General features: G+C 63.9%; 15 protein-coding genes. 10 read left to right on the top strand and 5 right to left on the bottom strand.

Annotation, left to right across the window (positions count from 1 at the left end; all coding sequences use genetic code 11):
- The 5 genes from VGG47_RS05615 to VGG47_RS05595 form a co-directional block, all read left to right on the top strand.
- Positions 1-739 (top strand): ABC transporter ATP-binding protein (locus VGG47_RS05615; RefSeq protein ID WP_331536289.1); only part of this gene is annotated, 739 nt, incomplete at its 5' end.
- A 274-nt stretch (positions 740-1013) separates the two neighbouring features.
- The gene (locus tag VGG47_RS05610) at positions 1014-1457 is read left to right on the top strand and encodes an NUDIX hydrolase (protein WP_331536287.1); all 444 of its coding nucleotides are present in this window, start codon (positions 1014-1016) and stop codon (positions 1455-1457) included.
- 107 nt (positions 1458-1564) lie between these two features.
- Positions 1565-2308 (top strand): methylenetetrahydrofolate reductase, encoded by a 744-nt coding sequence (locus tag VGG47_RS05605; RefSeq protein ID WP_331536285.1) that lies wholly within the window; start codon positions 1565-1567, stop codon positions 2306-2308.
- Between the two features lie 104 nt (positions 2309-2412).
- Positions 2413-3300, top strand: a complete 888-nt coding sequence (locus tag VGG47_RS05600; protein ID WP_331536284.1) for a protein-L-isoaspartate O-methyltransferase family protein — start codon at positions 2413-2415, stop codon at positions 3298-3300.
- A 315-nt stretch (positions 3301-3615) separates the two neighbouring features.
- Complete coding sequence (locus VGG47_RS05595) at positions 3616-5193, top strand: 2-isopropylmalate synthase (RefSeq protein WP_331536282.1); 1578 nt, start codon at positions 3616-3618, stop codon at positions 5191-5193.
- 140 nt (positions 5194-5333) lie between these two features.
- Here the strand turns inward: VGG47_RS05595 and hrcA are convergent, their stop codons facing one another.
- Positions 5334-6392, bottom strand: a complete 1059-nt coding sequence (gene hrcA, locus VGG47_RS05590; RefSeq protein WP_408841568.1) for a heat-inducible transcriptional repressor HrcA — start codon at positions 6390-6392, stop codon at positions 5334-5336.
- Between the two features lie 71 nt (positions 6393-6463).
- On the opposite strand from hrcA, the gene rph reads away from it, so the two are divergent.
- A complete protein-coding gene (rph, locus tag VGG47_RS05585) occupies positions 6464-7177 on the top strand; it encodes a ribonuclease PH (RefSeq protein WP_331536291.1) in 714 nt (237 codons plus the stop codon).
- 61 nt (positions 7178-7238) lie between these two features.
- Here the strand turns inward: rph and VGG47_RS05580 are convergent, their stop codons facing one another.
- Entirely contained in the window at positions 7239-8141 is a 903-nt protein-coding gene (locus VGG47_RS05580; RefSeq protein WP_331536278.1) for a LysR family transcriptional regulator, read from the bottom strand.
- Positions 8142-8254: 113 nt separating this feature from the next.
- On the opposite strand from VGG47_RS05580, the gene VGG47_RS05575 reads away from it, so the two are divergent.
- Positions 8255-8995, top strand: a complete 741-nt coding sequence (locus VGG47_RS05575) for an SDR family oxidoreductase (RefSeq protein WP_331536276.1) — start codon at positions 8255-8257, stop codon at positions 8993-8995.
- Positions 8996-9051: 56 nt separating this feature from the next.
- Positions 9052-9954 (top strand): SDR family oxidoreductase, encoded by a 903-nt coding sequence (locus tag VGG47_RS05570; protein WP_331536274.1) that lies wholly within the window; start codon positions 9052-9054, stop codon positions 9952-9954.
- A 156-nt stretch (positions 9955-10110) separates the two neighbouring features.
- Here VGG47_RS05570 and VGG47_RS05565 read toward each other — a convergent pair whose 3' ends face one another.
- Positions 10111-10524, bottom strand: coding sequence for a CoA-binding protein (locus VGG47_RS05565; RefSeq protein ID WP_331536272.1), 414 nt, complete (start codon positions 10522-10524; stop codon positions 10111-10113).
- A 134-nt stretch (positions 10525-10658) separates the two neighbouring features.
- On the opposite strand from VGG47_RS05565, the gene VGG47_RS05560 reads away from it, so the two are divergent.
- A complete protein-coding gene (locus tag VGG47_RS05560; RefSeq protein WP_408841570.1) occupies positions 10659-12143 on the top strand; it encodes a glycoside hydrolase in 1485 nt (494 codons plus the stop codon).
- Between the two features lie 108 nt (positions 12144-12251).
- Here VGG47_RS05560 and VGG47_RS05555 read toward each other — a convergent pair whose 3' ends face one another.
- Complete coding sequence (locus VGG47_RS05555; RefSeq protein ID WP_331536268.1) at positions 12252-12743, bottom strand: bactofilin family protein; 492 nt, start codon at positions 12741-12743, stop codon at positions 12252-12254.
- Between the two features lie 278 nt (positions 12744-13021).
- On the opposite strand from VGG47_RS05555, the gene VGG47_RS05550 reads away from it, so the two are divergent.
- On the top strand, positions 13022-14002 hold the full coding sequence (locus VGG47_RS05550; RefSeq protein ID WP_331536266.1) for an adenosine kinase: 981 nt from the start codon (positions 13022-13024) through the stop codon (positions 14000-14002).
- Between the two features lie 13 nt (positions 14003-14015).
- On the opposite strand, the gene VGG47_RS05545 is transcribed toward VGG47_RS05550, so the two are convergent.
- Positions 14016-14280 (bottom strand): hypothetical protein (locus VGG47_RS05545; RefSeq protein ID WP_331536264.1); only part of this gene is annotated, 265 nt, incomplete at its 5' end.

Genomic DNA, 14280 nt, shown 5'->3' with positions numbered 1-14280 from the left:
TCCGCATATGACGGTGGCGCAGAACATGAGCTACGCGCTGAAGCTGCGCGGTGAGGCGAGGGCGGAGATTGCACGCAAAGTGACCGAGGCGGCTGCGCAACTCGGCCTGAGCGATTTGTTGACGCGTTATCCCAGAGATCTGTCCGGCGGCCAGCGGCAACGCGTCGCCATGGGCCGAGCCATCGTGCGCGAGCCGAAAATGTTTCTGTTCGACGAGCCTCTGTCAAATCTCGACGCCAAGCTGCGCGTGACAATGCGCGCGGAAATCCGCCGCTTGCAAAAGCGCCTTCAAGTAACCTCGCTTTACGTTACCCACGACCAGATGGAGGCCATGACCATGGCGGACCGGCTCGTGGTTATGCAGGCCGGACGTGTCGCGCAAATCGCGACACCGATGGAGGTATTCGAGCGGCCGGCCAATCTGTTCGTTGCGCAGTTCATCGGCGCGCCGGCTATGAATATTCTTCACCCCGACCGCGTTGGGATTTCCGACGTGCCGGTGAACTCACTTGTGGGCGTTCGCCCCGAGCATATCAAGGTCGTCAATCAAGGTCGGGTTCTGACAATCGACCTGGTCGAGCCGCTCGGTACCGAGACGTTGATCCACGGGACGCTACCTTGCGGCCAACGCCTGACGTTGAGGCGCCCGGGAGGACCTCCCGGCGTAACGGAGTTGCAGATTGATCTTCCCAACGACGTTCTGCACGTGTTCGATGCGGCGAGCGGCATACGCAGGTAAGTGAGGAAGCAGCCGCTTTTTGAAAAAAGCGGCGCAAAAACTCGTTTTATGCTGGGCCGTGGGCTTTGTCGGCGACAGCGTCCATGGCCCAGATTAACAAAGTTTTTTTGCTTCTTTTTGTTCACAAAAAGAAGCCTTCCTTCTGTAAGTTTGTTGTCAGTTAGGACTGCTATGCGCGGCGCCACGGTGTTTTGATCTCTGGGCAACTCTTCCCTGCAAAATAACTCTTGGCGTGCAGGGCAAAAAAACTTATCTAGACAACATCATGGACCATGTGACGGCAGTTTCAGAATTGATCCGGGAGACGCACATTGTGCGTCAGGCCGGCGCGATTCCGTTCCGCCGCGGGCCGGAGGGCTTGCGCGTGCTGCTGATCACCTCGCGCGATACCGGGCGCTGGGTGATCCCCAAAGGCCATGTCGAGCCGGGGCAGACGGCAGCCATCGCCGCGGCGGTTGAAGCCTATGAGGAGGCCGGGCTGGCCGGCGTGGTGAGCGACATTCCGCTCGGCGTCTACACCTATGGCAAGCGCCTGCGCTCGGGCGTGGTGCAGCCGGCGACCGTGGAGGTCTATTCACTCGAGGTCGGCATCCAGATGAAGAAATGGCCGGAGCGCAAGCAGCGGCGCCTGCAATGGATGGATGTGGCGACCGCGGCAGGGCTGGTGCACGAGCCGGGGTTGTCGGTGCTGATGCGACGGCTGGGTGAGATTGCCTGAAAAAAAGCGGCGCAAAAACTTTTGTCATGCTGGGCCATGGGCGTTGTCGGCGACAAAGCCCATGGCCCAGCCATATCGCCCTCGCCAAAACTTCGCGATAATGCGGCATGCGTCTTTCCGTTGAACTTGTGCCGCGCGGCACGGCCGAATTGCAGACCGATGCCAGCAGTGTTCTCGCCGCCCTTCCGGATGTCGATGTCTTCAACATCCCCGACCTGATGCGCTTTCCGCTGCGCAGCTGGGAGGCCTGTGCGGTGACCCGGCCGTTGCTGGCCGCCGGGATTCCGCATATCCGCGCCATCGACATTCCGCCCGGGGCGGCGCTGCCGATGGCGGCAGGGCTCAAAGCGGCCGGGGTGAGCGAGGTGCTGGTGGTGCGTGGCGATCCGCCGCACGATCTGAGCCACCAGACCTGGCCGAATACCAGCGAGGACATCATCCGCCGGATCAAGCGCCACCATCCGGAATTGCGCGTCTACGCCGCGTTCGACCCGTACCGGCTGGGGCTGCGCGACGAGTTGATCGGTGTCATGCGCAAGCTCGATGCCGGCGCGGACGGTTTTTTCACGCAACCGTTCTTCGACTTGCGGCTGCTGGAAATGTGCATGGAGATGCTGGCGGGCCAGACCGTGTATTGGGGCGTGGCCCCGGTGCTGGGCGCGCGCGCCAAAGCCTATTGGGAGACGACCAACCGCGTCGTCTTCCCCGCCGATTTCGCGCCGGAGATGGCGTGGAACAGGAATTTCGCCCGCGCCGCGCTCAGGATGATCCGGGCCGGCGGCGGCAATGCGTACCTGATGCCGATCCGCGTCGATCTGGCCAGTTACCTCCAGGGGCTGCTGGAGACCTAGAAAATGGGCGTTGTCCCCGACAACGCCCATGGCCCAGCGGAACAGAAGTTTTTGCGCCGCTTTTTTCAAAAAGCGGCTACTTCGATTTGTGCTAAACTGTGCGGATGCCGCTGCCACCTGAACGCGTCGCGCCGCATCTCGTACGGTTCATTGCTATGCTCGACGCCGCCTTTCGGGCCCAAGGCGCCGCGGGGTTGCCGGCGCGGCTTGCGGCGGCGGTGCAGGCGGTGCCGCGCCATGCCTTCGTGCATCGTTTTCGCGCCGGTGAGGGCCGGGTGCGGAATTTTGACGCCGCGCCGGAAGGTTGCCTGGGCCTCATCTACAGCGATCGGGTGCTGGCGCATGTGGATGAAGGCGGAGACATTTTGGCGTCCACCAACTCGCAGCCCAGTTTCGTGCTCTGGCTGGTGCATCTGCTGGACGTGCAGCCGGGGCAGAAAATCCTGGAAATCGGTTCGGGTTCGGGCTGGCTCGCCGGCATCCTGGCCCATCTCGCCGGCGGGTCAGGCCGTGTCACCGGCATGGAAATCATCGCCACGCTGGCGGCGCGGAGCCGGACCGATCTGGCGGCCTGCGGGCTCGGCAATGTCACCATCCTGGTTCAGGACGGCGCGCTTGGTTGCCCCGCGGCGGCGCCGTTCGACCGCGTCATCATCACCGCCGGCGTCTGGGATTTGCCTTCCATGCTGTTCGAGCAGGTGGCGCCGGAGGGGTGGCTGATCGTCCCGGTCGAGCTCAGCGGCAGCAGCGCCTGCCGGGTCGTGCTGCTGCGCCATGTGGCTAAGCATTTTGTCGAGATGCAGGGCATGCGCGGCTGGTTCGTGCCGCTCACCGGCCCCAGCCAGCGCCGCACCGCGCCGGAGGAGGACGAGGATGCGCCGGAGCCGGGCCGGCTGGCCATCTACCGAAGTGCGGAAGCCCCACAGCCGGGTGCGGGGCGGATCATCGAGCCGCGCGGCGCCAGCACACTGGTCTGGACGCCGAAGCTCTGAGCAGAGCTAAGGCAAGCAAAAGGGAAGCACTACTTTTTGTGAACAAAAAGTAGCAAAAAACTTTATTAATGCTGGGCCATGGGCGTTGGCGCTGACAGAGCCTCTGCCGCTTTTTTCTCTCGGGGCCGAAAAACTTGCAGCCGCGGCGTGATTGTCCTATTTGCGATGACATGGTTATCGCCAACCTTTCCGGTCTGCTCCTTCGACTTACCCGCCCCTGGGCGTAAGTCCGCGCGGTTTCGCGCTGCCGGCATCGTTCAGGGGAATGCCTCCAAAATCTCTCCCACGGCATTTTAAGCGGAACGGACCCTCTTCATGACCACGATCAATCACCCGAATTTCGGCGCCATCGACGAACAGCGCGTCATCATTTTCGACACCACGCTGCGCGACGGCGAACAATCCCCCGGCTTTTCGATGAACATCGACGAGAAGCTGCGCATGGCGGAGACCCTGGCCGAGCTGGGCGTGGACGTCATGGAGGCGGGCTTTCCCGTCGCCAGCGCCGGCGATTTCGAGAGCGTGCGGCGCATCGCCGAGACGGTGAAGGGCCCGGTCATCACCGGTCTCGCCCGCTCCGCCCCGGCGGACATCGTGCGTGCCGCCGAGGCGGTGAAGGCGGCCGAGCGCCGGCGCATCCACACTTTCATCTCCACCAGCCCGCTGCACATGAAATACAAGCTGCGCATGGAGCCGGAGGCGGTGCTGGCGGCGGTGACTGCGTCGGTCACCCTGGCGCGGCAATATACCGACGACGTGGAATGGTCCGCCGAGGACGGCACGCGCACCGAGGCGGACTTTTTGTGCCGCTGTGTGGAAGCCGCGATCAAGGCAGGTGCGACCACCATCAACATCCCCGATACGGTTGGGTATGCGGTGCCGGAGGACATGGCGCGGATTTTCGCGATGGTCCGCACGCGGGTGCCGGGCGCGGACAAGATCATTCTCTCCACTCATTGCCATAACGATCTGGGCCTGGCGGTCGCCAACACCCTCGCCGCCGTTTCCGCCGGCGCGCGGCAGATCGAATGCACCATCAACGGCATCGGCGAACGCGCCGGCAATACCGCGCTGGAAGAGGTGGTGATGGCGATCCGCACCCGCCCGGATGCCGCCCCCTACACGCATAACATCGAGACCACCCGTATCCTGCGCACCAGCAAACTGCTGGCGACGGTTACCGGTTTCGACGTGCAGCCGAACAAGGCGATCGTCGGCCGCAACGCCTTCGCCCATGAATCCGGCATTCATCAGGACGGCATGCTGAAGAATGCCGCGACTTATGAGATCATGACGCCGGAGAGCGTCGGCTGGCAGAAAACCTCGCTGGTGATGGGCAAGCATTCCGGCCGCGCTGCCTTCCGCGACAAGCTGAAGACGCTGGGCTATGGCGATCTGGGCGACAACGCGCTGCAGGTGGCCTTCCAGCGCTTCAAGGATCTCGCCGACCGTAAGAAGGTCGTCTACGACGACGACATCGTCGCCCTGGTCGATGACGAGGTGATGCGCGACCACCAGCGCATCAAGTTTGTGGACCTGGAAGTCTGGGCCGGCTCGAAATCCAAGCCGCGCGCGCTGCTGGAGCTGGAAGTGGACGGGGTGAGGCAGAGCGCAGACGCGCTGGGCGACGGTCCGGTCGACGCCGTTTTCACCGCCGTTCACATGATCTTCCCGCATGAGGCGGCTTTGCGGCTGTTCTCGATCGGCGCCGTCACCGAGGGCACTGACGCCCAGGCCCGCTGCACCGTGCGGCTGGAGGAGGAAGGCAAGCTGGTCGACGGCCAGGGGGCGGATACCGACACCATCGTCGCTGCCGTGCGCGCCTATATCCATGCGCTGAATAAACTCATCACCAAGCGCGCCCGCACCGAGCCGGCGGCGCTGTCAGCGTAAAAAGGAAGCACTACTTTTTGTGAACAAAAAGTAGTTTTCTGCTCCTTTGGGTCATGGGCGTTGTCGCTGACACAGCCCATGGCCCAGCATAAAAAAAATTTTTGCGGCGCTTTTTTTAAAAAGCGGCTGCTTTCTTCCTTCTATCCCAGCAGCCGGCCGATCACTCTGGCGGTGTAGTCCACCACCGGGATGATCCTGCCGTAATTGATGCGGGTCGGGCCGATCACGCCGATCGCGCCGACGATGCGATCCTGGGCGTTGCGCGCCGGGGCCACCACCATGGCCACGCCGGCGGCGCCGAACAGCCCGGATTCCGCGCCGATGAAAATGCGCACGCCGTCGGAGGTTTCGGCGAGGTCGAGCAGGCGCAGCATCGTTTCCTCGGTTTCCAGCCGCTCGAACAGCGCCTGGATCGCGCCGAGTTTTTCCAGCTGGTCCACATCCGCGAGCAGCCGTCCCTGGCCGCGCAGGATCAGCGAGCCGGCCCTTCCTTCGGCGGACCAGGTGGCGAGGCCGGCCTCGATCACGCTGCTGGTCAGCGTGTCCAGCGCCGAGCGGTCGGCCGCGAGGTCGGAGGCAACCTGCCGGCGCAGATCGTCGAGCGACAGGCCGGAAAGCCTGGCGTTGAGAAAATTGCTCGCCTGCTGCAGCGCCGAGGGCGGCAGGCCGGGCGGCGTTTCGATGATGCGGTTTTCCACCTGGCCGTCGGCGGAGACGAGAATGACCAGCGCCCGGCCCGGCGAGAGCGGCACGAATTCGATATGCTTGATCGGCCCCTCGCTCTTCGGGGCCAGCACCAGGCCCGCGGCCGAGGACAGGCCGGAGAGCATGGTGGAAGCCTGGGCCAGCGTGTCCTGCAGCGAGCGGCCGGATTGCGCGAGGGCGTGGTTGATGGTGTTGCGCTCATCCTCCGAGAGCTCGCCGAATTGCAGCAGCCCGTCGACGAACAGCCGCAGGCCGCGGTCGGTCGGCAGGCGCCCCGCCGAGGTATGCGGCGCGAACAGCAGCCCGGCATCGGTGAGGTCGGCCATGACGTTGCGGATCGTCGCCGGGGACAGACGCTGCGGCAGCAGCCGGGAGAGGGTGCGGCTGCCCACGGGCTCGCCGGTCTCCACATACTGCTCGACGATCTCGCGCAGTACCGCGGCGGAACGCACGTCCAGTCCGGGGGGAAGCCGGGGCGGCGGTTTCGGGTTCAAATTGCTCCTATGGTCCATGGGCACAGCCTCGGGTAATAGCACGCCGCATGAAAGACGGACAGGAGATGGTGATGCGCCCTTCAGGCAGAAATTTTGACGCGCTGCGCAGTGTGCGCATCGAGACCGGGTTTTCCCATCACGCCGAGGGCTCGGCGCTGATCCGCATGGGCGGCACGGAGGTGCTGTGCACCGCAAGCGTCGAGGGCAAGGTGCCCGGTTTCATGCGCGGCCAGGGCGAGGGATGGGTGACGGCGGAATACGGCATGCTGCCGCGCGCCACCCATAGCCGCGGCGACCGCGAGGCGGCGCGCGGCAAACAGTCCGGCCGCACGCAGGAAATCCAGCGCCTGATCGGCCGCAGCTTGCGCGCCGTGGTGAACCGCAAGCTGATGGGCGAAATCACCGTCACGCTCGATTGCGACGTGCTGAACGCCGATGGCGGCACGCGCTGCGCCTCGATCACCGGGGCCTATGTGGCGCTGGCGCTGGCCTTCCGCAAATTGCGGAGCGCCAATGTGCTGAAGGCCGACCCGCTGATCGCCCAGGTCGCCGCCGTGTCCTGCGGTATTTTCAAGGGTGTCGCGGTCCTCGATCTCGATTACGCCGAGGATTCCGCCGCCGACACGGATGCCAATTTCATCCTCACCAATCATGGCGGCATCGTCGAGATCCAGGCCACCGCCGAGAAGTCCACTTTTGATGACGCGGCGTTTGCATCGCTGCTCAGCCTGGCCCGCGCCGGCACGGCGGAATTGTTCGCGGCGCAGAAGGCAGTGTTGGGGTAGGGGAAGGAAGCGGTTCTATTTTGGAAAGCGATGTTGGCCACCTCCCGCTCCGCCGTAGATGTTATTCTGTTGGGTTGGCCTTATGGCGGAACTGCTCCGCCACCCAGTCGATAAAGACCCGAAGGCGAGGCGATAGGTGGCGCCTGTGCGAATAAAGGACGTGTACAGGCAGTGGCGTCGATGGAAAATCGGCTAGCACTTCGACAAGGGCACCGCCGGCCAGTTCGGGGGTGACACGATAGCGCGGCACCTGGATTAGCCCGAGCCCCATGCAGGCGGCGGCCACGTTTGTCTCAGGGCCTGTCACCGTCATCGTTGCCGGCAGGGTGAGTCGGCGGATCACCCCTCCCACCTGAAAAGCAAGAGGGCTGATCTCCATCGTATCCGGTGCCAGTAATCCCACCATTTTGTGGTTGGCGAGGCCGTCCAGCGTCTCTGGTCTGCCGAATCGCTTTAGGTAGTCTGGGCTCGCGAACGTGCCCCGATCCAGCATCGCCAAGCGCCGTTTGATGAGCGGAGAGTCGGCGAGTTCACCCGCTCTCAGGATGCAGTCGAACCCCTCGCGGATCATATCCACCGGCTGATGGGCTTCGCCGAAATGCAGCCTGATACCCGGATACATGTCGAGAAAGCGCGGCAGGTCAGGCAAGAGGAACTGGCGCGCCTGCGTGCCATGCAAATCCACGCGGATGAGCCCTGACGGCTTGGCGCCCAGAAAGGCGCCCTCCGCATCCTCCAAATCGGCGATCAGGTCGACGCAGCGCCGGTAATAGGCTTGTCCGTCCAAGGTCGGGCTGACATGGCGGGTGGTCCGCTGGAGGAGTCGTACGCCAAGCCGCGCCTCCAACCCCTTCACGGCATCGGTCACGGATGATCGCGGCAGGCCGAGATCATCCGCGGCGCGGCTAAAATTGCATCGTTCGACGATACGGATGAAGACGCGCATGGCGTCGAGGCGATCCATTATACGCCCTTTCGGATAGTGATGCCGAATTATGACGGATTATCTGTTTTTCCGGAAGGTTTATGGTCTGTTCATTGGGTGCCGCTGTGGCGCTCAAATGAAGGAGACTGAAAATGACCACTCAGACCCAAAAAATAGCCATCGTGACCGGCGCTTCCGGTGGGATCGGCGCCGCTGTCGCCGAACGCCTTGGCAAAGACGGCTTTATTGTCGTGGTGAACTACGCTGGTAACGCCGCCTCGGCCGAGGCGGTGGTTGCCCGGATCGAGGCCGCTGGGGGCCGGGCTGTCCCGGCTCAGGCCGATATCTCCGATGCTCAGGCGGTGCGCCGTATGTTCGACTCTGCCGAGACAGCTTTTGGCGGCGTCGACGTGCTGATCAACAATGCCGGCATCATGACCCTGGCGCCAATCGCCGAATGCGACGATGCGGTGTTTGACCGCCATGTCGCGATCAATCTCAAAGGCACGTTCAACACCCTGCGCGAGGCCGCCAAGCGGCTGCGCGATGGCGGTCGGATCGTAAATTTTTCATCTAGCGTCGTCGGCCTGCTGCAGCCGGGTTATGGGGTCTACGCCGCGACGAAGGCCGCGGTCGAAGCGCTGACTCCCATTCTCGCGAAGGAGCTCAGGGGCCGCAATATCACCGTCAACGCCATCGCGCCCGGGCCGACGGCAACAAAACTATTCCTCGACGGCAAGCCGCAGGAGGTGATCGACCGCCTGGCAAAACTGACGCCACTGGAGCGCCTTGGCCAGCCTGAGGACATCGCCAATGCCGTCGCGTTCCTGGCCGGACCGGACGGGGCTTGGATCAACGGCCAGACCCTGCGCGCCAATGGCGGAATCATCTGACCGCACCCGACAGACCAAAAACCTTGCCATCTAAATTGATCGAAAGGATCACACCCATGTCTAAGCACGTCATTCTCGTGACGGGCGCCTCTTCGGGCTTCGGCCTGATGACAGCCAGAGCGCTCGCCGAGGCAGGTCATACCGTCTACGCCTCGATGCGCGAGACCGAAGGCCGCAACGCGCCTCGTGTCGCCGAGGTTACTGCCTGGTCGAAAGAACACGGCCTCGACCTGCGCAGCGTGGAGCTCGATGTTCAGTCGGACAGTTCCGCGGAATCCGGTGTTGCGCAAATCTTGAAGGATGCCGGCCGTCTTGATGTGGTCGTCCATAATGCGGGGCACATGGTGTTCGGACCGGCCGAGGCATTCACCCCCGACCAGTTCATCCAGCAATACGATGTCAATGTACTTGGCGCGCAGCGGGTCAACCGTGCCGCGTTGCCGCATCTGCGCGGCCGAAACAAAGGTCTCCTGGTCTGGGTCGGATCATCCTCGACGCGTGGCGGCACGCCGCCTTTCCTGGCGCCTTATTTCGCCGCCAAAGCGGCGATGGACGCGCTCGCCGTCTCCTACTCAACCGAACTCGCGCGCTGGGGCATTGAAACGACCATCATCGTTCCCGGCGCGTTCACCAAAGGTACGAACCATTTTGCGCATTCCGGCAAGCCGTCCGATGCAGCGCGCGCTGCGGAATATGAAGCCGGTCCTTATGCCGGAATCGCTGATCAAGCCTTGCAGGGTCTGGCGCGGCTGGAGCCGGAAGATGCCGATCCAGCTGAGGTTGCGCGCGAGATCGTGCGGGTCGTTGACACGCCGTTCGGCAAGCGCCCGTTCCGGGTCCATGTCGACCCGTCGCAGGATGGCGCCGAAATCGTCAACGCCGTGGCCGACCGCATGCGCCGCGAGATGTACCGGAACATCGGCTTGGCCGATCTCCTCACGCCGCACATCAGTGCCTGAATAGCCCGCCTGGAGGAGCGTGACCACGATCTCAAATCGTGAAAATCACATTCGCCCTTAAACGAGGGGCAATGGGGCGTTGTCGCTGACGCAGCCCCAGACCCAGCTACGCCAAAAGTTTTTGCGCCGCTTTTTTTAAAAAGCGGCTGCTTTCTACTACGCTTTAACGATACCGAGCCTCGGCATCTCGATCGCCGGGCAGCGGTCCATCACCACCGTGAGCCCCGCCTCGCGCGCCAGTTCGGCCGCCGTTTCGTTGATCACGCCGAGCTGCATCCAGACCGATTTCGCGCCGAGGCGGATGGCCTCGCGCACCGGCGCCTCCACCTCGGCCGGGTTGCGGAACAAGTCCACCATGTCGAGCGGCGTCGCCTCGGCGAGGCTGGCGACGACAAGTTGGCCGAGAATCTCCTGGCCGGCCAGGCCCGGATTCACGGGCGTCACCTCGAACCCTTGGGCCAGCAGAAATTCCATCACCCCGTAGGAGGGGCGTGCGGGCTTGTTAGAAGCGCCCACCACGGCGATGCGCCGGGTGCCAAGTAACAGGTCGCGGATTTCGGCGTCGTTCATATCTCTTCCTTTACAATTTCGCTCCAGCTAAGCCCAAGGGCATGAAACGCGGATTTTTGGCCTGCGCCCTGTTCACTGTCCTAACCTTTTTTCTCTGGGCGGGACCAAATCAGCCGCAGGCTGGTGACGTGACGATGCCGGCCGACAAACTTTTGGTCCTGTCCTACGCCCCTTATCAAGCCTGGCAATCGCCGCGGGACCAGCATGGCCCGACGGCCCGGCAGGTGGAAGCGGATCTGCGGCTGATCGCCACCAGGGCGAATGGTATCCGCACCGCTTCGGCGCTCGAGGGCCCTTACGATATCGGCGCGCTGGCCGGCCAAGCGGGGTTGAAGCTATGGCTCGGCATCCGGCTCGGGGCCAATAAGCAGGACAACGCCAAAGAGATCGCCGCCGGCATCGCCGCGGCGAACGCGTATCCCGGCACGGTCACCCGCGTCATTATCGGCACCGAGGTGCTGCGCCGGCGCGACCTGTCCGTGGGCGAGCTGATCGCGGACATCGACGAGGTGCGGGCGCGGGTGAAGCAACCGCTGGCCTATGCCGACATGCCCGATACCTGGCGGCGGTTCCCGCAGGTCGCGGCGCATGTGGATGTGGTGATGCTTGAGTTCCGGCCCTATGGGCAGAACCCGAAGCTGAATGTGGACGCGTCCATCGCTCAAATCCGCGCCACCACCGAGGCGTTCAAGACGCAGTTTCCGACCAAGCGGATTTCCCTCGGCGGGGTGGGCTGGCCGAGCCGCGGCCGCTGGCGCGGTGACGCCGCGCCGAGCCGGGTGAACGAGGCGGTTTTCTGGCGCGAATTGGTCACCCTCGCGCGCCAGGAAGGGGTGGATTATGACCTCACCGAGGCGTTCGACCAGAACTGGAAATACCAGGATGAGGGCGTGGCCGGGGCCAGCTGGGGTCTCTGGAACGCGCATCGGGAGCTGAAATTTCCGTTGAACGGCGCGGTGGTGGAGCATCCGGACTGGCGCTGGTACGCGGCACTCGGTGCGTTGATGGGCAGCCTGCTGTACGGCGCCGTCGGCTTCCGCAACTCCAGGCTCGCGGTGCCCTCGTTCATGCTCGGCAATGGCTATGCGATCGCCTGCATCGGCACGCTGCCGCTGCTCTACGACGACTGGCTGCGCCTGGAAGCGGCGGTTAACTTGCTCCTCCAGGCGGTGTTCGCGTTCATGGTGATCCGCCGCGCCGATGCGGTGTTGTCGGGCGCCGCACTTCCGCCGGCCGTCACTGCCGCCGCCACGCTGGCGGCGCTGCGGCGCGGGCGGCTGCAATTCAACTATGACTCGCTGTGGTTCGTGTTCCTTGCCGGTGCGGCGATTTCCCAGGCGCTTCTGGTGTTCGACGGGCACGACCGCGACGCGCAGCTGCCGGCGTTCATCATCCCCGTGATCGCCGCGGTGTTGCGCTTCTGGACCAAAGACCGGCCGCAGGCGCTGGGCTGGGAGGATCTTTGCGCTGCAACCGCCTTGGCGCTGCTGGCGATCGTCGACGCGGTGATGGAGGGAGCCAAAAATCCGGATTTCGTGACCTGGAACGTGGCCGCCCTGGTGCTGGCCGCGCCGGTTATCACGAGAAAGATAGGACTACTTTTTGTGAACAAAAAGTAGCAAAAAAACTTTGCTAATTTGGGCCATGGGCGTTGTCGGCGACAACGCCCATGGCCCAGCATAAAGAAATTTTTGCGCCGCTTTTTTTAAAAAGCGGCTGCTTTCTTCTTAGTCTTCGATCTTCGCGCTCGGGGCAGGGGTGTACGAGGCCGGGCTGGCCGCGTCGGTCATCATTTCGATGCGGCCGGTGATCTGGCCGCCATCTTCCACCTGCAGGCGGCGGCAGCGGGCGGTGCCGAGCAGACGGCCCGTGGCGCGCACGATCAGCGACTGGCGGGCGACCAGCGTGCCGTCGATGGTGCCGGCGACTTCAGCCTCCTCGACCTCGACCTCGCCTTTGAGCATGCCGCCATGGGCGATCGAGAGTTCGGCGAGGCCGTTGATCATGGTCGCCTCGACGGTGCCTTCGACGACCAAGCGCTCGGCGTCCTGCACGGTGCCCTGCACGCTGATGCCGCGGCCGACCACCAGGGTGCGGCGGGCGCCTTCCTCACGCGGGGCCGGCGCGTTGCCGCCGACATTCGGGCGCAGCGGTGAGGCGGGGGAGGCTGGCGTGGTCGGCGTGGCCGGAAGCGGGGGCGCGAAGGGGGAGCGGGCCATGGCGGTTTCCTTGACAGCTTGTGATTGAGGGGATGCCGCGTCGGCACCGGCCGGCGACGTGATAAACGCATTGTCGCGCGGCGCCGGAACGGCGGCGGACGGCTTCGGTACTTCAGGCTTGCGTCTGTTGAACACGCGTCCTCCCGGATTCGAGCATCATCGAGGCGGAGCTAGCATGCGCCCCTGTGGCCCGACAACACCTCAAATCCCGCGACTATGGCGAGGGAGGGCGCGGAATGCTATCGGCGGCGGGCAATTCTTACGGAAGGATGACCCGCATGGCCGTCACACGCTTCGATATCACAGGGATCGGCAATGCCATCGTTGATCTTTTACTGCCAACGAATGACGATTTTTTAAATCGGCACGACATGCCGAAGGGTGGGATGTCGCTGATCGACGCTGACCGCGCGACCAAACTGACCGCGGCGATGCAGGGTGGACTCACCGCCTCGGGCGGCTCGGTCGCCAATACCTGTGCTGTCGCGGCGGCGCTCGGCGCCCGTGTCGCATTCCTCGGCAAGGTGGCGAAGGACGAGATGGGCGCCGCATTCCGCCGCGAAATCACCGGCCATGGCGTGCATTACGCGACGCCGCCGCTGGAGGCGGCGATCCCGACCGCACGCTGCCTGATCCTCGTCACGCCGGATGGCCAGCGCACCATGAACACCTATCTCGGTGCGGGTGGCGAGTTCGGGATGGACGATCTCGATGAGACCGTGATCGCGGCCTCCGCTGTGACCTATCTGGAAGGCTATCTGTTCGACCCGCCGGCGGCACAGGCGGCATTCGCCGAGGCGGCGCGGATAGCGCGCGCGGCAGGCCAGAAAACCGCGCTCTCGCTCTCCGACGCGTTCTGCGTGGACCGGCACCGCGACGGTTTCCGCCGGCTGATCGCCCAGGGCGTGGACATTCTGTTCGCCAACGAGGCGGAGATCTGCAGCCTGTACCAGCGCAACGATTTCGCCGAGGCGGCAAAGGATGCCGCGCGCGACATCAAGCTCGCGGTGCTCACCAAGAGCGAGGCGGGCAGTGTAATTCTGCATGAGGGGCAGGAGATCGCCGTGGCCGCAGCACCCGCGAAGGTGATCGACACGACCGGCGCGGGCGACGCCTACGCCGCCGGGTTTCTGGCGGCATACACCAAGGGCGAGAGCCTGCACGCCGCCGGTACGCTCGGCGCCAAGGCCGCGGCGATGGCGATCAGCCAGATCGGCGCCCGGCCGCCTGCGGCGGAGCTGCGTACGCTGGTAGGGTAGGAAGAAAGAAAGGCTACTTTTTGTGAACAAAAAGTAGCAAAAAAACTTTGCTACGCTGGGCCAGAGGCTGTGTCGGCGACACGCCCATGGCCCAGCATAAAAAAAGTTTTTGCGCCGCTTTTTTCAAAAAGCGGCTTCTTATACCAGCCCGCCTTGCTTCTGACTCTCCCTGGGGGATTCCCAAGGCGGGGAATTTCCGATTCGATACCCTGATGGGGAGCTTCGCATCAGGGGGGCTGTTATGGGGACGAAAGTAGCGATTACACGCCCGGATCATA

It is taken from the genome of Acidocella sp., from assembly GCF_036489515.1.
Taxonomy (GTDB): Bacteria; Pseudomonadota; Alphaproteobacteria; order Acetobacterales; family Acetobacteraceae; genus Acidocella.
The sequence above is the reverse complement of the archived record's forward strand: the minus strand, read 5'-3'. Positions and strand labels throughout refer to the sequence as shown.

Excerpts from the sequence above, each read along its gene's own strand:
- VGG47_RS05575 (WP_331536276.1), top strand. The coding sequence starts at position 8,255 with ATGACCACTCAGACCCAAAAAATAGCCATCGTGACCGGCGCTTCCGGT.
- VGG47_RS05600 (WP_331536284.1), top strand. The coding sequence starts at position 2,413 with ATGCCGCTGCCACCTGAACGCGTCGCGCCGCATCTCGTACGGTTCATT.
- VGG47_RS05580 (WP_331536278.1), bottom strand. The coding sequence starts at position 8,141 with ATGGATCGCCTCGACGCCATGCGCGTCTTCATCCGTATCGTCGAACGA.
- VGG47_RS05560 (WP_408841570.1), top strand. The coding sequence starts at position 10,659 with ATGCCGGCCGACAAACTTTTGGTCCTGTCCTACGCCCCTTATCAAGCC.
- VGG47_RS05595 (WP_331536282.1), top strand. The coding sequence starts at position 3,616 with ATGACCACGATCAATCACCCGAATTTCGGCGCCATCGACGAACAGCGC.
- VGG47_RS05570 (WP_331536274.1), top strand. The coding sequence starts at position 9,052 with ATGTCTAAGCACGTCATTCTCGTGACGGGCGCCTCTTCGGGCTTCGGC.
- rph (WP_331536291.1), top strand. The coding sequence starts at position 6,464 with ATGCGCCCTTCAGGCAGAAATTTTGACGCGCTGCGCAGTGTGCGCATC.
- VGG47_RS05605 (WP_331536285.1), top strand. The coding sequence starts at position 1,565 with ATGCGTCTTTCCGTTGAACTTGTGCCGCGCGGCACGGCCGAATTGCAG.
- VGG47_RS05550 (WP_331536266.1), top strand. The coding sequence starts at position 13,022 with ATGGCCGTCACACGCTTCGATATCACAGGGATCGGCAATGCCATCGTT.
- VGG47_RS05565 (WP_331536272.1), bottom strand. The coding sequence starts at position 10,524 with ATGAACGACGCCGAAATCCGCGACCTGTTACTTGGCACCCGGCGCATC.
- VGG47_RS05555 (WP_331536268.1), bottom strand. The coding sequence starts at position 12,743 with ATGGCCCGCTCCCCCTTCGCGCCCCCGCTTCCGGCCACGCCGACCACG.